Origin of the sequence: Catonella morbi ATCC 51271 (assembly GCF_000160035.2) — a bacterium.
Classification (GTDB): domain Bacteria; phylum Bacillota; class Clostridia; order Lachnospirales; family Lachnospiraceae; genus Catonella; species Catonella morbi.
This window is the reverse complement of the sequence record NZ_KI535370.1, coordinates 19,948-38,249: the sequence shown is the minus strand read 5'-3', so window position 1 is coordinate 38,249 and position 18,302 is coordinate 19,948. Positions and strand designations below refer to the sequence as shown.

15 protein-coding genes are annotated in these 18,302 nt (G+C 39.5%); 13 read left to right on the top strand and 2 right to left on the bottom strand.

Going from position 1 to position 18,302, the window contains the following annotated elements:
• Positions 1–82: 82 nt before the first annotated feature.
• From GCWU000282_RS12885 to GCWU000282_RS12830, 12 genes are all read left to right on the top strand, one after another.
• Positions 83–1,621, top strand: a complete 1,539-nt coding sequence (locus GCWU000282_RS12885) for an ABC transporter ATP-binding protein (protein WP_035041023.1) — start codon at positions 83–85, stop codon at positions 1,619–1,621.
• A complete protein-coding gene (locus GCWU000282_RS12880) occupies positions 1,611–2,765 on the top strand; it encodes an ABC transporter permease (protein WP_023355591.1) in 1,155 nt (384 codons plus the stop codon). The genes GCWU000282_RS12885 and GCWU000282_RS12880 overlap by 11 nt, the downstream gene beginning before the upstream one ends.
• Positions 2,765–3,724 carry an ABC transporter permease gene (locus GCWU000282_RS12875; protein ID WP_023355590.1) on the top strand — a complete coding sequence of 320 codons (960 nt, stop codon included), beginning with the start codon at positions 2,765–2,767 and terminating at the stop codon, positions 3,722–3,724. Before GCWU000282_RS12880 ends, GCWU000282_RS12875 begins: the two co-directional genes overlap by 1 nt.
• A gap of 2 nt (positions 3,725–3,726) precedes the next feature.
• On the top strand, positions 3,727–5,004 hold the full coding sequence (locus GCWU000282_RS12870; RefSeq protein ID WP_023355589.1) for an amidohydrolase family protein: 1,278 nt from the start codon (positions 3,727–3,729) through the stop codon (positions 5,002–5,004).
• A 94-nt stretch (positions 5,005–5,098) separates the two neighbouring features.
• Positions 5,099–6,175, top strand: a complete 1,077-nt coding sequence (locus GCWU000282_RS12865) for a Gfo/Idh/MocA family protein (protein WP_207637295.1) — start codon at positions 5,099–5,101, stop codon at positions 6,173–6,175.
• Between the two features lie 2 nt (positions 6,176–6,177).
• Positions 6,178–6,681: a cupin domain-containing protein gene (locus tag GCWU000282_RS12860; protein ID WP_023355587.1), complete on the top strand. Its 504-nt coding sequence runs from the start codon at positions 6,178–6,180 to the stop codon at positions 6,679–6,681.
• Between the two features lie 198 nt (positions 6,682–6,879).
• Complete coding sequence (gene ileS / locus GCWU000282_RS12855; protein ID WP_035041018.1) at positions 6,880–10,038, top strand: isoleucine--tRNA ligase; 3,159 nt, start codon at positions 6,880–6,882, stop codon at positions 10,036–10,038.
• A 498-nt stretch (positions 10,039–10,536) separates the two neighbouring features.
• The gene (locus GCWU000282_RS12850) at positions 10,537–11,574 is read left to right on the top strand and encodes a biotin--[acetyl-CoA-carboxylase] ligase (RefSeq protein ID WP_169730272.1); all 1,038 of its coding nucleotides are present in this window, start codon (positions 10,537–10,539) and stop codon (positions 11,572–11,574) included.
• Positions 11,537–12,091 carry a hypothetical protein gene (locus GCWU000282_RS16090; RefSeq protein ID WP_051384199.1) on the top strand — a complete coding sequence of 185 codons (555 nt, stop codon included), beginning with the start codon at positions 11,537–11,539 and terminating at the stop codon, positions 12,089–12,091. The genes GCWU000282_RS12850 and GCWU000282_RS16090 overlap by 38 nt, the downstream gene beginning before the upstream one ends.
• Position 12,092: 1 nt before the next feature.
• The gene (gene dapB, locus GCWU000282_RS12840) at positions 12,093–12,845 is read left to right on the top strand and encodes a 4-hydroxy-tetrahydrodipicolinate reductase (protein WP_023355583.1); all 753 of its coding nucleotides are present in this window, start codon (positions 12,093–12,095) and stop codon (positions 12,843–12,845) included.
• Positions 12,846–12,849: 4 nt separating this feature from the next.
• Positions 12,850–14,343, top strand: coding sequence for a transglutaminase domain-containing protein (locus GCWU000282_RS12835; RefSeq protein ID WP_156913157.1), 1,494 nt, complete (start codon positions 12,850–12,852; stop codon positions 14,341–14,343).
• A 6-nt stretch (positions 14,344–14,349) separates the two neighbouring features.
• Complete coding sequence (locus GCWU000282_RS12830; RefSeq protein ID WP_023355581.1) at positions 14,350–15,012, top strand: YoaK family protein; 663 nt, start codon at positions 14,350–14,352, stop codon at positions 15,010–15,012.
• Here GCWU000282_RS12830 and holA read toward each other — a convergent pair.
• Positions 14,996–15,973 carry a DNA polymerase III subunit delta gene (gene holA, locus GCWU000282_RS12825; RefSeq protein WP_035041015.1) on the bottom strand — a complete coding sequence of 326 codons (978 nt, stop codon included), beginning with the start codon at positions 15,971–15,973 and terminating at the stop codon, positions 14,996–14,998. The genes GCWU000282_RS12830 and holA overlap by 17 nt on opposite strands.
• 286 nt (positions 15,974–16,259) lie before the next feature.
• Here holA and GCWU000282_RS12820 point away from each other — a divergent pair, with 286 nt between their 5' ends.
• The gene (locus GCWU000282_RS12820) at positions 16,260–18,080 is read left to right on the top strand and encodes a helix-turn-helix domain-containing protein (protein WP_023355578.1); all 1,821 of its coding nucleotides are present in this window, start codon (positions 16,260–16,262) and stop codon (positions 18,078–18,080) included.
• Positions 18,081–18,088: 8 nt separating this feature from the next.
• Here GCWU000282_RS12820 and GCWU000282_RS16695 read toward each other — a convergent pair whose 3' ends face one another.
• Positions 18,089–18,262 (bottom strand): hypothetical protein, encoded by a 174-nt coding sequence (locus GCWU000282_RS16695; RefSeq protein WP_156913156.1) that lies wholly within the window; start codon positions 18,260–18,262, stop codon positions 18,089–18,091.
• Positions 18,263–18,302: the final 40 nt, after the last annotated feature.

Sequence of the window (18,302 nt, the reverse complement as noted above, 5' to 3'; positions counted from 1 at the left end):
TCTGTGCCGGGCAGCTTTATATGTTATAGGAAATTCCTATGACATATAAAGGATATTATAATTACTTATGAGAGGAAGAAATATGTCGGAATATATAGTTGAAATGAAGCAGGTGACAAAACGTTTTCCGGGTATTGTGGCAAATGACAATGTAACAATACAGATAAAGAAAGGTGAAATCTTTGCCCTTTTAGGAGAAAACGGTGCAGGTAAATCTACTTTAATGAGCATGCTCTTTGGTATGTATGAGCCGGATGAAGGTGAGATATTTGTCAGAGGAAGGAAAGAAAATATATCGTCTCCCAGCTATGCAACCAGGCTTAACATAGGTATGGTTCACCAGCATTTTAAGCTTGTATATAACTATACCATTACGGAAAATATTATTCTGGGACTTCCCTGTAAAGACAAAAAGTTTGGCTTTCTTCCTTATGTAGATATTAAAAAAGAAGATAAGAAGATAGCAGAGCTGTCTGCTAAATATGGCTTAGAGGTTAATCCTACAGATGTAATTGAGAATATAGGAGTTTCTGTCAGACAAAGAGTAGAGATATTGAAAATGCTTTATAGAGAAGCTGAGATACTCATATTCGACGAGCCGACTGCAGTACTTACTCCACAGGAAATACAGTTTCTGCTGGAGATAATAAGAGGACTCCGTGATAATGGGAAGACCATTATTTTAATTACACATAAACTTGAAGAAATCAAGCAGATAGCAGACAGATGCGCAATACTTAACAGAGGCAGGCTGGTGGATGTACTTGATGTAGCGGATACTACCACAAAAAAAATGGCAAATCTTATGGTGGGAAGGGAGGTGTCATTTGAGGTTTATAAGCCGGAAGCTGAATTTGGAAAAACAGTGTTGGAAGTAAAGAACTTAACTGTTAATAACAGAGACGGATTTTCAGTGGTTAAAAATGTTTCATTTTCAATAAGAGGAGGCGAAATATTTGCAATAGCGGGGGTTTCCGGTAACGGTCAGGTGGAGATAGCGGATGCAATAGCAGGCCTTGAAAAAATTTCAGCCGGCAGCATTATCCTAAACGGAAAAGATATAACCCACTATAGCATAAGAAAGAGAACCTTGGAGGGGATATCCTATATACCTGAAGACCGTCAGGAGTATGGGCTTGTTATGGACTTCAGTTTACAGGATAATCTTGTGCTGAAAACATATTTTAAAGAACCGTATTCAAAAAGGGGAATACTGAACCAGAAAGCTATTGAAGCTAATGGTGAGGAACTTATAAAACGGTATGACATAAGAAGCGGTCAGGGTGGGAAAACCTTGGTGCGCTCTATGAGCGGAGGCAATCAGCAGAAAGCGATTATAGGAAGGGAAACAGAACTGGAATCGCCACTTGCCATATTTGTGCAGCCAACCAGGGGGCTGGATATAGGAGCCATTGAGAATATTCATAAGCAGATAATCAAAGAAAGGAATTCAGGAAAGGCTGTGCTTTTGATTTCACTTGAACTGGATGAAATAATGGGCCTGGCTGATACGATAGGTGTTATCTATAATGGTGAGATTCAGAAAATTGCGGATGCCAAGGAGCTTACGACCAATCAGGTAGGAGAGTTTATGATGGGGGTAAAGACAGATGAAAAATAATAGAAAAAAAAGCTTTCCTGCATCCTGCTTTGGGAATGAGAAGATGCAGACAGTAACTATCCCACTTTTTGCTATTATATTAAGTCTTTTTGCAGTTGCAATTATAATTGCCTTACAGGGAAAAAATCCGTTCGTGGCTTATATGAATCTGCTGCAGGGCTCAGGTTTGCTACCAAAAGAAACCTATGCATCCTATAAAAGTATGCTCACGGATTTTACCAGTTTCTTAAATGCCTGGACGCCTATGATATTTGCATCCCTGTCAGTTGCAGTAGCTCTCAAGGCAGGACTTTTTAATATCGGTGTGGCAGGCCAGATGTTAACCGCAGGCTTTATAAGCTCTGTATTAATTGGCTACAGTCCGCTTCCGGCAGTACTTGCCAAGCCGCTTGTTGTAATAGTCGGTATCATTATCGGTATGCTTATAGGTGCCCTTGTAGGATGGCTTAAGTTTAAGTTCAATATAAATGAAGTGGTATCCACCATTATGATTAACTATATAGCCCAGTATATAATAAGTTTTTTTATAAACACCTATTATGTAAATCCGGTTTCCCGTCAGTCTAAGCTGGTTTCCTCAGAATCCAGACTTACACTTATGGATACCCTTGCAGGTAATCTTAAAATTGACCTGCCCCTTGGCATAATTTTAGCAATTGCGTCAGCCTTTATTATTAAGTTCATACTGGATCGCACCTGCTTCGGTTTTGAAATGAAGAGTGTGGGACTTAGCAGAAATGCAGCCGGATATGCCGGAATCAATGTAGGAAGAAATATAATTTACGCAATGGTGGTATCGGGTGCACTTGCAGGTCTTGCAGGAGTCACCTATTATTTGGGATATTTTGGCTCAATTCAGCCAAGAGTACTGCCGTCCACAGGTTTTGACTCGGTGGCTGTTGCCCTGCTTGCAAACAGCAGTCCGGTTGGAATCATTTTCTTTTCATTTTTAATAACAATACTGAGTAAGGGAAGTACCTATCTTAATTCCGCTTCAGGACTTGAATCTGAGATTACTGCAGTTATAACAGGTATTATTCTTCTTTTCTCTGCCTGCAGTGCCTATATTCGCTACTATGTCAACAGGGAAAGAGCCGGAGAAACAGAAAAAAAGGTTGAATCAGGAAAGGAGGATAAGGGATAATGGAGAGTATTATTATTGATGGTTTATCCTTCTCCCTTCCGCTTTTTATAATGGCGGTAGGCGGTATTTATTGCGAAAAAAGCGGTATAACCAATCTTGCCCTGGAAGGATTTCAGGGAATGGGAGCCTTTGTGGGAGCACTTGTGGCGGTAATTTCGACAAATATATATGGTGTAAGTCCGGATATGCAGTTTTTAATGGCAGCCATATTTTCAATAATCGGAGGTGCCCTGTATTCACTTTTGCATGCACTTCTTTGTATAAAACTTAAGGCAAATCAGGTTATAAGCGGTGTAGTTATCAATATTCTGGCAGCAGCACTTACCGCCTATCTCACTAAAATGTTAAATAAGGGTTTATTTGGTGCGGCTTCAGACAAATTTGTCCTGGCAGTGTCTTCAAAACTCACAATACCCGGGATTTCAGACATTCCGGTGATTGGAGCCGTATTTAAGGATGTATATCCTTTTGAAATAATGATAATAGTAATTGCAATAGTATTCTGGTATCTGCTTTATAAGACCAGATATGGAATGAATTTAAGAGCCTGTGGGGATAATCCTCATGCAGTGGATGCAGCGGGTGAAAACGTCGGTAAAATACGTCTCATTGCAATTATGGTTTCGGGAGCCCTTTCAGGACTGGCCGGAATCTGCTTTGCCTATTCTATTTCAGGCAAGTTTTCAAGCAGTATCTTTGCAGGCTATGGTTTCCTTGCTATAGCGGCTATGATTTTTGGTAACTGGAATATACTTCCTACACTGGGCTCCTGTCTCCTGTTCGGTTTTGCACGTTCAGGCGGATATTTCCTTGTAAAGAAGATGGAAATGCCGAGCAGTTATTCAGATCTTGCCATGATACTTCCATATGTACTTACATTGTTATTGCTGATATTTTTCTCTAAGTTCAACAGAGCACCTAGAGCCTTAGGGGAAATTTATGACAAGGGAAAGAGATAGGTATGAAAATTAGAATATATAATGCAAGGGTTCTGGCTATGGATGGAGACTTCAAGGTTACCGAAGGAGAGCTCCACACTGAAAACGAGAGAATCATTTATGTAGGAGAAGGACTGGCTGACATTTCTGAGGGAGGGTTTGACAGGGAAATAGATGCAAAGGGCAACCTTATTTTGCCGGGATTTAAGAATGCCCACACACATTCAGGAATGACTTTTCTGCGCTCATATGCAGATGACCTGCCTTTGATGGACTGGCTTAACAACCAGGTCTTTCCTATGGAAGCAAAGCTTACCGGGGCTGCTGTTTACTGGTTCAGCAAACTTGCTTTTATGGAATATCTTACCTCAGGTATTACAGCCGACTTTGATATGTACTTCTATCAGGAAGATATGGCAAGAGCATCTGTTGAGACAGGTTTCAGGACGGTAATGACTTCAGGAATGAGCAACTTTATGTCCTCTGTCTCCGAGCAGAGAGAGGATTATATTAAGTTCAATGATTATCATCCGCTTATAAGCTACAAGCTCGGCTTTCATGCAGAATACACCAATTCCGTAGGGAACCTTGAAGGAATTGCAAAGCTTGCAGATGAATTTAAGGCTCCGGTATTTACACATAATTCGGAGACGGCAGGCGAGGTGAGGGGCTGCATTGAAAGATACGGTAAGACACCTACTGCACTGATGGAAAGCCTTGGTCTGTTTGAATATGGCGGTGGCGGTTATCATTGTGTACATATGTCGGATGAGGATATAGATATATTTAAGAGGCGAGGGCTGACAATGGTGACAAATCCGGGTTCAAACATGAAGCTTGCAAGTGGAACTCCCGGTATAAGTGAGTTTCTTAAGGCAGGTGTAAGAGTTGCTCTGGGTACGGATGGCCCTGCAAGCAATAACTGCCTTGATATGTTCAGGGAAATGTTTCTTGTGACCGGACTTGCCAAGCTGAGGGAAAGAAAAGCGTCTGCGGTTCCTGCGGAAGAAGTATTAAAGATGGCCTGTGTGAATGGGGCAATTTGTATGGGACTTAAAGATTGTGACTGCCTCAGGGCAGGAAAACTTGCGGATTTAATAATGCTGGACCTTAATAAACCCAATATGCAGCCTATCAACAATATAGTAAGGAACATTGTTTATAGCGGAAGTAAGCAGAATGTTATTATGACTATGATAAATGGAAAGATTCTTTATGAGAATGGCAGGTTTGATATAGGAGAAGAGCCTGAGAGGATATATAAAGAGGTAAATGCCAGGGTAGCTATGATGAAAGGCTGATAACTGTTTGTCTATAACAAGGACGGGATTAACCTTTTATTTACTGTTAATGGTGAAAATTAGAATAGAAAATAAATGGATCAGTAGGGAGAAAATGATGAATATCGCTATTATTGGAGCAGGCTTTATTGCAGGTGTGCATGCGAAATCCATACTTGCAAGTGGGAATTATATACATACTGTGATCAGTAATATTCCCTCACAGGCAGCGGAGTTTGCCGCTTTTTTTAATGCAAAAGAATGGAAAACTGACTATAAAACCATAGATATAAACAGTATAGACTGTGTGCATATCTGCACGGAACCATCCTTGCATTATGAAATGATTTGTTTTTTTGCAGATAAAAATGTTCCTATAATCTGTGAAAAGCCTTTGACACTGAAAGCAGATGAAGCTGAAAAATTAGATGGCATGATAAGGGAAAAGGAGGTTCCGGTATGTCTCTGTTTTAACAACAGATTTTATCCTGCCGTTCAGGAAATGAGAAGAAAAATAGCAGAGAATGAGCTTGGAGCTCCTATAATGCTTTACGGCAGCTATGAACAAAGTTTCCACATACCTCCCGTTATGAACTCCTGGAGGTTTGATGCAGATGGTGGCAATGATTTGAGGGCGGTATCTGAAATAGGCTCTCATCTCATTGATCTTATACAGTTTGTGACAGGAGAAAATATAGTAAGGGTTAGCGCTAAATTTAAGAACAGGACAGAAAAGCTTTATCTTAATGGGGAAGGGCAGCTTACAGAGGATAGGACGGATAAGGAGTTTGTATTAAAGAATGAAGATACTGCCATAGTAATGTTCGAGCTTGAAGGCGGTGCTCTGGCTTCTATGTGCCTGTCTGAGATAAGTGCAGGTAAGGTAAATGAGCTTAGATTAAATATAATCTGTAAAGACGGCAGAGCGGACTGGAGCAATGACCTGCCTGACAGACTGAATATAGCGGTTAAAGGCGGAGATGATTCTTCTGTAACTTTGGGAATGCAGACAGGCTTTTCAGACAGCTATATAAATATGTTCAGTGAATTCTATAAGTTTGTTAATTCCGGCGGGTTTGCCTCAGATATGGAAAATAATTTTGCCGTTGTTTCAGATGCCTGTAAGAATGTTAGTGTTTGCAGGGCAATATTAAAGAGTGCAGAAAATGACGGAACTTTTATGGGAGTATAAGTATGGGCAGAAAGGATTATTTAATAGAAAAATATAATATGTTCCTGCTTCCTGTTGAGAACACCTATATTTCTGAAAGTGACCGCTCTCTGTTTAGAAATGAGAACGATAATCCCCTTTTTTCAACGATGTTCGGCTTGTACTGCAATGAACCGTTCAGCCATTCCTGCTTTCACAGACTTAAATATGAGGAGATATGGACATTTTTAGAGGGAGATTCCATTAACTTATATTTATTATATGAAGACGGAAAGACAAATAAAGTAGTGCTCGGCTCCGATATGGAAAAGGGAGAAAGGAGGCAGTTTGTGGTTCCGGCAGGAGTATGGCAGGGGGGCTGCCTGGCAGACGGAGGGGAGTACGGCTTTTATAAATGTACCGTGATTCCCGCCTTTAAGGAAGATATCTTTGAGGCGGGAATTAAGGAGGAGCTGATAAGCAGATACCCCGGTATGAGTGACATAATCACAAAGCTGAATGACAATGGATATGAGAGGTTTATATGACGGAGGAAGTAATTAGTTTTAAGAAAATAGTGATTGATTGCTTGTTGTGCGATATTTTGCCGGATGGTGAAGAATGTAGTAAACATGAAACTTGACAATACCGTAAATTTATTTTACCATAATTAGATGATGTGGGTGTCAAAAGTATTTGACACCTGCATCATTAAATATCATCAAATTGAAAGAAGGAAGATTATAGTGTACAGAGAAGTCAAAACTGATATGAAGTTCGTAGACCGTGAAAAAGCTACGCTTAAATTTTGGAATGATAACAAGATATTTGAAAAGTCCATAGAGAGCAGGAAGGATGCACCTACCTATATGTTCTATGATGGCCCTCCTACTGCTAACGGAAAGCCTCACATCGGTCATGTAGAAACAAGAGTTATCAAAGACATGATTCCTCGCTACAAGACTATGAAGGGCTACAAAGTGCCTAGAAAAGCAGGTTGGGACACACATGGACTTCCTGTAGAAATAGAAGTTGAGAAACTCCTCGGTCTTAACGGCAAGGAGCAGATAGAAGAATACGGTATGGAGCCTTTCATTGAAAAATGTAAGGAATCTGTATGGAAATTTAAGGGGATGTGGGAAGATTTCTCAGGAACGGTAGGTTTCTGGGCAGATATGGACAACCCTTATGTTACTTACCATGATGACTTTATTGAGTCGGAGTGGTGGGCATTAAAAGAAATCTGGAAAAAGGGACTTTTATATAAAGGCCATAAAATAGTGCCATATTGTCCTCGTTGCGGTACTTCTCTTTCTTCGCACGAGGTCGCACAGGGCTATAAGAATGTAAAAGAGCGTTCAGCAGTAGTCAGATTTAAGGCAGTGGGTGAGGATGCTTATTTCCTTGCTTGGACAACTACGCCTTGGACACTTCCTTCCAACGTAGGTCTTTGTGTAAATCCTGATGAAAGCTATGTAAAGGTTAAGGCAGCGGACGGATATACATATTATATGGCAGAAGCTCTGTTAGACAAGGTACTTGGCTCTCTTGCCACAGAAGATACCAAGGCTTATGAAATACTTGAAAGATACAAGGGTTCAGACCTTGAAAAACGTGAATATGAGCCGCTTTTTGCCTGTGCGGGAGAAGCAGCCAAGAAACAGAATAAAAAGGGACATTTTGTTGTTGCAGATAACTATGTAACTATGTCAGACGGTACCGGTATAGTTCATATTGCACCTGCTTTCGGTGAAGACGATGCAAGAATAGGAAGAGCTTATGACCTTCCTTTCGTACAGTTTGTAAATGAACAGGGTGAGCTTACAGAGGAAACCCCTTTTGCCGGGAAGTTTATAAAGGATGCCGATCCTCTTGTACTTCAGGACTTAGAGGATAGAAAACTGCTTTTTGATGCCCCTAAGTTTGAGCATGAATATCCTCATTGCTGGCGTTGTGACAGTCCTCTTATCTATTATGCAAAAGAGACCTGGTTTATCAAAATGACTGCAGTAAGAGATGATTTGCTTAAAAATAATGCCAAGATTAACTGGATACCCGAAAATATAGGTAAGGGCAGATTTGGTGACTGGCTTCAGAATGTACAGGACTGGGGACTTTCAAGAAACAGATATTGGGGAACTCCGCTCCCTGCCTGGACTTGTGAGTGCGGTAAGGTACATGTTATAGGAAGCAAGGCAGAGCTTAAGGAAATGAGTGATAACTGCCCTGAGGATATAGAACTTCACCGTCCGTTCATTGATAATGTTACAATAAAGTGTCCTGACTGCGGCAAGGAAATGCACAGAGTACCTGAGGTTATTGACTGCTGGTTCGATTCGGGAGCTATGCCTTACGCACAGCATCACTATCCGTTTGAAAATAAGGAGCTTTTTGAACAGCAGTTCCCGGCGGATTTCATTTCAGAGGCTGTAGACCAGACCAGAGGCTGGTTCTATTCACTTCTTGCCGAGTCAACCCTGCTTTTTAATGAAGCACCTTATAAGAATGTAATCGTGCTTGGCCACGTACTTGACGAAAACGGACAGAAGATGAGTAAATCAAAAGGAAATGCGGTAGATCCTTTTGAAGCTCTTGCAAAGCATGGTGCTGATGCTATTCGTTGGTATTTCTATGCAAACAGTGCGCCTTGGCTTCCGAACCGTTTCTCGGATAAGCTTGTAACCGAGGGACAGAGCAAGTTTATGAGCACGCTTTGGAATACCTATGCTTTCTTCGTGCTTTATGCAAATATAGATGAATTTGATGCAACTAAATATAAATTGGAGTATGATAAGCTTGCTGTTATTGACAAATGGCTGCTTTCAAAGCTTAACTCTACAATTAAGGCGGTAGAGGACAATCTTGATAACTACCGTATACTTGAGACTGCAAAGGCACTTCTTAACTTTGTGGATGAAATGAGTAACTGGTATGTAAGACGCTGCCGTAACCGTTTCTGGGCAAAGGGAATGGAGCAGGATAAGATAAATGCTTACCTTACCCTTTATACAGCCCTTGTAGAGATAAGTAAGGCTGCCGCTCCTATGATACCGTTTATGACAGAGGAAATATATCAGAACCTTGTAAGAAGCATAGATAAGACTGCTCCTGAGAGCATACATCTCTGTGATTTCCCTAAGGTTGACGAAAGCCATATTGACAAAGAGCTTGAAGACAATATGGAAAAGGTACTTGAGATAGTTGTACTCGGACGTGCCGGAAGAAATGAAGCAAATATCAAGAACCGTCAGCCAATAGGAAATATGTACGTGAATTTTGCAACAGGCAAGAATACACTTCCTGAAATGTATATGGATATAATTAAGGAAGAATTAAATGTTAAGAATATAACAATGCTTGATGATGTAAGCAAGTTCAGCGGCTACACCTTTAAGCCACAGCTTCGTACTCTTGGCAAGAGATTCGGCAGCAGACTTAATGCCCTTAAGGAAGTGCTTGCCAATGTAGACGGCGTTAAGGTTATGGCAGAACTTAAGGAAACAGGAAAGACTGTACTCAATGTAGGCGGAGTAGATGAAGAGCTTGCTATGGATGACCTGCTTTATGAGGCAGTTCAGGTAGAGGGCTTTGAAACTCAGTCAGAGAACGGTATAACTGTGGTGCTTGACAGAGAGCTTACGCCTGAACTCATAGAGGAAGGTTTTGTAAGAGAGCTTATAAGCAAGATTCAGACTATGCGTAAGGAAGCAGGCTTTGAGGTAATGGATAAGATTACTGTTTTCGCTAAAGGCAATGAGAAGCTTGAGACTCTTATGCAGGCTAATAAAGATAGTATAATCACCGATGTAATGGCTACCGGTATTGTAACCGGAAGTATAGATGGTTACGCTAAAGAGTGGAATATTAACGGTGAGAACGTGGAACTTGGTGTAAAGAAGAATTAAAATGTAAAATATAGTTTAAGGGGGAAGGTTTGCGGGTTGCGCAAGCCTTTCTTCTGTATATAATATAAATAGACAGTATACTGAATGACGCCCCTACCTTTGTAAGGTACTCGGAAGCTCAGAGCTGAGAGGGCGCATTCGCTTCCGAGCACACTTACAAACGGGGCTGTTTGTTGTGTAATAGTTAAGTGAATTTATCTTATGTTAGAGTGAATGAAGTAAAGGCTTGCTTATTGATGGAAGAGATTAATGTACTGAGTGAAGCCCTCACCTTTGTAAGGGGCTGTTAGTTGTGTAATAGTTAAGTGAATTTAGCTTATGTTAGAGTTGACGAAGTAAAGGTTTGCTTATTGATGGAAGAGATTAATGTACTGAGTGAAGCCCTTACCTTTGTAAGGGGCTGTTTGTTGTGTAATAGTTAAGTGAATTTATCTTATGTTAGAGTGGATGAAGTAAAGGCTTGTTTACTGATGAGTTTAATAAGGATGGATGGGAGATATGAAAACTGCGGATAAGATTTTAGACTTGCTTGAGAAGAATAAGGGGAAGGCTATATCAGGGGAGAGGATTGCAGAGGTTTTGGGAATTAGCAGGACGGCGGTATGGAAGCATATTAAGACTCTTAAGGAAGAGGGATATGAGATAAGCTCGGTAAGCAACAGGGGGTATGAACTTCTTGAAGCCGGGGATGTGTTTTCAACCAAGAGTGTTATGGATGAACTGGCTGATGAGGAATACGGCTATAAGGGTAAAATCAAACTTGTAGCAGAGGTAAGGGATGAGGTTACATCTACCAATGCCCTGCTTAAAGATATGGCGGCAGACGGAGCCGGTGAAGGAAGGGTTTTGATAGCCAAAAAGCAGACAGCGGGCAGAGGCAGACTTGGAAGAACTTTCTTTTCCCCTAAGAATGGCATATATCTCAGTATGCTGCTTAAACCGGATATGGATTTCAGAGAGGCAATGCTTCTGACTACAATAGCTGCGGTAGCTGTAGTTGAAGCAGTCAGAGAGGTTACGGGTAAGGACACAGGCATAAAATGGGTGAATGACGTTTATCTTGAGGGTAAAAAAATCTGCGGAATCCTTACTGAAGCAGTTACAGATGTGGAAAACGGCAGACTTTCTTATGCTGTAGTAGGTATAGGAGTAAATATTACCAAGCCTTCAGACGAAAATTTTCCTGAAGAACTTAAAGATATAGCAGGTTTTGTCTATGACGGGGAAGAACCTCCGAAGGGAATTATGAGTAAGCTGACGGCTGCTATAATAAAGAACTATTTTAAGTATTATGAAAAACTGCCGGAACATAGCTTTATGGAAAGTTATAAGAAGCATCAGACTCTGTTAAATAAAGATATTGTTGTCATCACTTCAGACAGTTCAAAAAAGGCAAAGGTTAAGGGAGTTGACGATGAGGCAAGATTACTGGTAGAATATGAAGATGGAAAAGAAGAAGCCCTGTTTACGGGCGAGGTAAGTGTAAGGGAGGCAGGAAGTGAAAAACAAAATATGCCGAAGTTTAACAGGAACTAAAAGTACGCTCATGGTTTTATTGTGTATAGGAATGCTTAGCTTGGTTACCGGTTGTAAGCCCGATGAAGGTAAACTTGCAACAAATATTAATTCTCTGGTTGAAAAAGTAAAAGACAGAGGATATGTATTTGTTGTAAAAGATACGGAATTTGTTATAGGAGAAGATCCCACCGGCAATATAAATAAACTTGAGTCTGAGTCTGATACCTTTGAAGCTCCGAGTTGTGCCATGCAGGGTGAGGATAAGGTTTATACATACAGCGGTTTTAGACTTCTTGTACATGCAGAGAACAAAAAAGGACCATACAAGCTTATGTCAGTTCTGTTAACCGATGATAGTACGCAGACGGAGGAAGGAATATACATAGGCAAGAGCAGGAAAGAAGTTGAAAGTATATACGGAGAACAGAAGGAAAAAGGAAGTGAATATATTTATAAAAAAGGTATAATGGAACTTAGTTTTATTTTTTCTAAAGATAAAGTAGTTTCTATTGAATACAGAGAGCAAGGAGAATAATATGGTTAAAGTTATATTACATGGTTGTAACGGCAGAATGGGACAGATGTTGTCAACCCTTATTGAGGCAGACGAAGAAATGACTGTAGTTGCAGGAATTGAGCCTTCGGGTGAGGCAAAAAATGAATATCCTGTTTATAAGAATTTTGATGAACTTAAAGACGGAGCTGATGTGATTATAGACTTTTCTACTGCATCAGCTATGGATGGTTTACTTACTTATTGCGAAAAAACACATACTCCGCTTGTACTTTGCTCAACCGGACTTTCAGATGCTCAGCTTGACAGGGTAGAGAAACTTGCTAAGGAGTCTGCGGTGTTAATCTCTGCAAACATGTCTTTGGGTATAAATGTACTTCTTAAGCTTCTTAAAAATGTTACTAAAACTCTCTATGGAAATGGATTTGACATAGAAATAGCAGAAAAACATCATAATCAAAAATTAGATGCTCCGAGCGGTACAGCACTTGCGCTTGCCGATGTGATGAAAGACGAGCTTGATGACATTTCTTACAATCTTAACAGAACTGAGGTAAGAAAGAAAAGAGACAGAAACGAAATAGGTATTTCTTCTGTCAGAGGAGGAACCATAGTGGGTGAGCATGATGTTATCTTTGCAGGCACTGATGAAGTCATAGAAATAAGGCATACAGCTTATTCAAGGGCGGTATTTGCAAAGGGAGCCATGAGTGCGGCTAAGTTTCTTAAGGGCAAAAAAGCCGGAAAATATGATATGTCGGATGTAATTGGCTAAAACTATGAGTAAATTAAAAAGAAATTTGATTATTTCAGTGGTGAGCCTCACTATTTTGCTGATTTTAGGAGGACTTTCGCTTTTTATAAATTCTCCTTTGAAGTCGGAAATGACAGTAGAGGCAGGAACTTCCGATTTAAAGCAAACTGACTTTTACAAAAATCCTGAGTTATATGAATTCTTAATCAGTCACCATATACCTTTAATAAACTGTAAGATGGTTACTCCTATTAAGGATATTCCTCTTGATAAACCCGGAGAATATCCGGTGCAGTTTCTGGTAAACGGCAATATCAATACTACATTGCTTACGGTAGTGGATACGGAAAGTCCGGTAATTATTACAAAAGAAGTGGTTATAGCGGCCGGAGAAAAATGCAAAAAAGAAGATTTTATTGACAGGATTGAAGATGCGACAAAAACAAAGTTAAAAGAAAGCGGTTTGTCAAATTATAAAGGTGAATCAGGAGTTTATAAAATAAAGCTTACAGCTACAGACTTAGGCGGAAATACATCGGAAGAAACTACAACACTTTATGTATTGGATGTAAAAAGACATCTTAAAGTGGAACTTGGAACTAAGGAATTACCTGCAAGTAAATTTTTAAGAACTGAACAGGCAGGGCTTCGGCTTACTTATGGTGAAAAATTTAACATTGAAAAAGTTTTGCAAAAAACCGGCAAATACATGGTTCCGATTAAGGCCTCAGTGAAGAAGAATAAAAAAGAAATTGTGCTTAGGCTGGAAGTGGCTGATACCAAACCGCCGGTTATCAAAGGAACAAGGGATTTGACTATATACATAGGAAGCCCGATTTCTTACAGGTCGGGAGTCAGTGTTACAGATAACCAACAGGGCGGAACAGCCCTTATGGTAGATGCTTCTAAGGTAAATCCCCGAAAAGAGGGAACATATAAGGTCACTTACAGGTCTGAGGATAAAGCAGGTAACAAAGCTGAAAAATCTGTGAAGGTGATTGTAAAAAAATCTTCTAAAGGACATGCCGAAGAGGTAGCCCAATATGTAAAAGAAACTTTGAATGAAATTACCTCAAAAGACATGACTGAAATTGAAAAACTGGATAAAATTTTTGAGTTTTGTCATACTAAGATTAACTATACAGGTTATTCAGACAAAAGTGATGTTATAGAAGCTGCCTACAACGGATTTAGAACTCATACGGGTGACTGCTTCACCTATTATGCGGTTGCAGAGGCTCTTATTACAGGAGCGGGCTTTGAAAACATCATGGTGGCTAGGGATGGAGAAAACAGCGATCATTTTTGGAATTTAATTAAATACAAAGACAAATGGTATCATTTTGATACCTGCCCTATTGCCGGAGGAGGCTCATTCAGAGCATTTATGTTGGGTGATCTTGATATTGCCGGGTTTGATAAGGAATACGGAGAAAACAATCCTGAGCATAAAGGATATTATAATTTTGAAAAAGATGCTTACCCTGACAGGGCAATGCATGGAGTGAAAGAAGATTAAACTTTAATGGAAAATATGACAGAGAAACAGGAAGAAGTTTTACATCATATAATGTGTATATCAGGCGGCTTTATGGGGGGCTATGCGCTTTTTAGCAGAGTAGGTAACTTTGGCTCTGCCCAGACCGCTAACCTGATTGAGATTATATTAAACATTTTTGGAAGGGATTATAAAGAGGTAAGCTTAAGAGTTTTTGCCCTCCTGCTGTTTATTTTGGGAAATGTATCGGGAGCTTTGATTAAGCAAAGATTTGGCAGATTTGTTTTGAAAATATATACATTTGTAGTTTTAATACTGGGCTTTGTTGCTATTTCCTTTATACCTGAGGATGCAGATGTGGTTTTGGCATTATTGCCGATTTTCTTTATGTCATCTGTCCAATGGTTTACCTTTACAGGTACAAGGAAATATAACTGTTCTACCATATTTTCAACCAATAACTTAAAACAGATGGTTTTAGGCTATACCTATTATCATTTGACAGGGAAAGACGAAGACAGGGAAAAGGGCAGATTTTATCTGCTCTCCCTTACTTTCTTTCATATCGGAGCAGTACTTGCTGTACTGACTTGTCTTAAATTTGGCATAAGAGCCGGTTATTTTGGTATAATTATAGTCATTGTGGCAGAGATAGTCTCAATAGAAAGAGAAGTTAAGCAGAATATCTGACTATCATACTTTCTACTGCCACATACTCATTCATTCCTCCGGTTTTAATGGCATTATCAACGAAGATGCCGTATTCAATGGCATCTCTTAATGTTGCATCAGAAAAATTATTTGCCTGTTCTACATACTTTTTTACAAAAAAAGGTGGTATTTTAAGCAGGGAAGCTATTTCTCCCTGTTTACCCTCTGCCATCAGTTGTTTAATATTGTAAAGCCTTGTAAAATGAGTATTGATTAAAGCCAGTATTTTAACAGGTGATTCCTGAAGTCCTGTTAAATCAAGGTAGAAGCCTATGGCATTTTCTCTGTCCTTTTTACCCATATAGTCCATGATGTCAAATATCTTATCAGACAGCTGCCTTTCGCAGACGGTATCAATATCTTCTTTGGTTACGGTTCTTTTTTCATAAACATATGAAATTAGTTTGTCAGCTTCGCTGTAAAGTTCATCCATAGAAGTGCCTATGCGGTTTACAAAGTATTTGGCAAGCTCATAATCTATAGTTATTTTATCTTTGGCAAATTTTTTAATTATAGTATTAATTAAATCGTTTTCTTTTTGGATTTCAAATTCTACCGCACAACCTGTCTTATTTACCGTTTTATAAAGTTTGGTTCTTTTATCAACATCATTTTCTGCAAATATAATTACTGTACTTTCAGGAATTTTCGCGATGTACTCAGAAAACTCATTGGCAGAAGAAAAAAGCCCTGAATTTTCTACCAGGATACATCTGTAGTCCGAGAAAAACGGCAGGGTTTCGGCAGGCTCTATAATATTATTTATATCAGTTATCTTGCCTGAAAAAGTATTTAGATTCATCTTATCGCCGGAGCCGATAACAGCATTTTTTAGGGCGTTTTTATAATACCTTATCATATACGGTTCGGCACCGTAAAGCAGGTAGCAGCGCTTAAATGAACGGTTTTTGATATGCTCGTTAAGTGTGGCCTGTGACATATGGTTGGCTCCTTTTGGTTTTGTTTCTTTTTTCTTGCTGCTGCTAATATATCTTCAATATTATCACCATTTAATCGTGACAGATTATCCCCCCTTTGCTACAGTATATCGGTTTACCGAAGTAGTGTCAATGATGTTTCTGAAAGTGCATATAACAAATAAATAAATATTTTTGATGAAAAGGTGACATAGAAATGTCGCAAGTTTGAGTTAAACTGCTTACAAAGAGGAAGTACCAAGCGAACGATGACAACATATAAATCGGCAGCAATTGCAGGAGACTTATATGAACATAGCAAAAATAGGTGCACTTATAAAGCAGGAACGTATCGGCCGTGATATAAGCAGAACCAAATTGACAGCAGGAGTATGTTCAGAAGCCTCGTTAAGGAGAATTGAGGCAGGAGAACGCCACGGAGATTTCTTTATCCTAGAGCGGCTTATAAGCAGGTTAGGCAGCTCGATAAATAAGATGGATATCATACAGGATGAGACAGACTACAGACTGTTCGTACTAAAGGAAATAATAAAAGAAGAACTAAGCAGCGAAAACTATGACGGGGCGGAGGAAAGTCTTGCCGAATGTGAGAGCTTTGCGGATAAGGAAAATACCCTGCAATGCCAGTACCTTGAGACAATGAAAGGTATTATAAGCTCTGAGAAGTACAGGGACTTTAACAAAGCGGACGAACATTTTAACCTTGCAATTAACCTTACCCTCCCTGGGATTTCAGATGAGAATATGAATGACTATATAATCGGAGAGGAAGAACTCATCATAATCCTGCTGCATCTTAAGAATAAAGAAAAAATGGGCGAAGACCGTATTGGCAGGGTCGGCAGAGATATACTGAACTATATAGATACGCATTTTAGTGATGAGGAAGTAAAATGCAGTCTGTATGGAAGAGCAGCCTGGATTATTGGGGACAGCTTTATAAAGAATGGTAAATATGAGGAAGCCTTAACCATTACTTTGGCAGCGGAAGACAGACTGGCAGGCAATGGTATGCTGCAGAATCTCCCGCAGCTGTTAGATAGGATACTGTTTCTGTCTGAGGGCAGAAATGAGCCGGTATATACAGATTTTAAGAAGATGAGGGATGCATTAAAGGATATATACGAAGAGTATGATGTGAAATGGAAGACAAAGGATATAAGCCTGATTACAGACTGTAAACAGAAAAATATATACATAATATCTGAATTTATAAAGCAGGAGAGAATGCTTAAGGGTATATCAAGACAGGAACTTTCAGTTGAGCTGGATATAGATATAAAGACCATTTCAAGGATAGAAACAGGTAAAAATTCTCCTAAAAATGAAACCTTACGTAAACTTCTGGAATATTTTGACAAAGAAACAGAAATGGCAGAGAGCAGAATAATAACCAATGATTTTCGTCTGCTTGAAATGGAAAGAGAGGTGGCAAAGCTAAATACTTTCCAGAGATATGAGGAATCAGAGGCATTGTATGGGGAGTTAAGACAGAAGATTTCATTAGAACATAAAAGAAATGAACAATATGTGAAGTTTATGGACATACAGTTTGACAGTATAATGAAAAGATGTACTCCGGATGAAGCCATAGAGAGATTAACAGAGGCATTTAACATAACCAGAGGAGATACGGGCTTAGCGGGGCTTGGAAAATTTGTACTAAGCAAGGCAGAGGCAACTATCATAAACAATATAGCTGTTTGCTATAAAATGGTAAACAGACAGGATAAAAGTATAGAACTGCTTGAAAAGGCAGCATTATCCTACGGGAACAGCAGAATAGACTTAAAATACCGTTATGTGCCGCTTGCTTTAATATACAGCAATCTGTGTGCATACTACGAGGAGACCGACCAATTCGATAAGGCGTTGGAGCTTGCCGATAAGACCATAAGATACTCCATAGAATGCCTGAGAGGAGACTTTCTTGGATTTATGCTTGAAGAGAAGACCTATACGCTGGACAGGATGACCGGAGATAATTCAAAGAGCAGACAAAGATACAGGCAAAGCTATCAGTTAAGGAGATTAATGAAAGCAAGTGAAAGACAAAAAGCCCCCATAGAGAGGGCCTTCAAAGAATGGTATGGTGAAGACATCAGATAATAAAAGTACTATGCTTTAACATTGTTATGGTACAGATTAACACCATCATTTGTACCGGGAGCTGTACAGATTTTTGTCGCAGCAGTACCGGGCGATTGCACAAATGACTGTGTGGAGTTAATCAGAAAGGCGGTTATAAGTAAGGCTGCAAATATAAATTTGTTCCTGCGATTCTTTTTCATAATCAAACACCTCCTGTTTTTTGGGTTAAGATATATAAAT

Excerpts from the sequence above, each read along its gene's own strand:
- GCWU000282_RS12885 (WP_035041023.1), top strand. The coding sequence starts at position 83 with ATGTCGGAATATATAGTTGAAATGAAGCAGGTGACAAAACGTTTTCCG.
- GCWU000282_RS12880 (WP_023355591.1), top strand. The coding sequence starts at position 1,611 with ATGAAAAATAATAGAAAAAAAAGCTTTCCTGCATCCTGCTTTGGGAAT.
- GCWU000282_RS12875 (WP_023355590.1), top strand. The coding sequence starts at position 2,765 with ATGGAGAGTATTATTATTGATGGTTTATCCTTCTCCCTTCCGCTTTTT.
- GCWU000282_RS12870 (WP_023355589.1), top strand. The coding sequence starts at position 3,727 with ATGAAAATTAGAATATATAATGCAAGGGTTCTGGCTATGGATGGAGAC.
- GCWU000282_RS12865 (WP_207637295.1), top strand. The coding sequence starts at position 5,099 with ATGATGAATATCGCTATTATTGGAGCAGGCTTTATTGCAGGTGTGCAT.
- GCWU000282_RS12860 (WP_023355587.1), top strand. The coding sequence starts at position 6,178 with ATGGGCAGAAAGGATTATTTAATAGAAAAATATAATATGTTCCTGCTT.
- GCWU000282_RS12850 (WP_169730272.1), top strand. The coding sequence starts at position 10,537 with ATGAAAACTGCGGATAAGATTTTAGACTTGCTTGAGAAGAATAAGGGG.
- dapB (WP_023355583.1), top strand. The coding sequence starts at position 12,093 with ATGGTTAAAGTTATATTACATGGTTGTAACGGCAGAATGGGACAGATG.
- GCWU000282_RS12835 (WP_156913157.1), top strand. The coding sequence starts at position 12,850 with ATGAGTAAATTAAAAAGAAATTTGATTATTTCAGTGGTGAGCCTCACT.
- GCWU000282_RS12830 (WP_023355581.1), top strand. The coding sequence starts at position 14,350 with ATGGAAAATATGACAGAGAAACAGGAAGAAGTTTTACATCATATAATG.
- holA (WP_035041015.1), bottom strand. The coding sequence starts at position 15,973 with ATGTCACAGGCCACACTTAACGAGCATATCAAAAACCGTTCATTTAAG.
- GCWU000282_RS12820 (WP_023355578.1), top strand. The coding sequence starts at position 16,260 with ATGAACATAGCAAAAATAGGTGCACTTATAAAGCAGGAACGTATCGGC.
- GCWU000282_RS16695 (WP_156913156.1), bottom strand. The coding sequence starts at position 18,262 with ATGAAAAAGAATCGCAGGAACAAATTTATATTTGCAGCCTTACTTATA.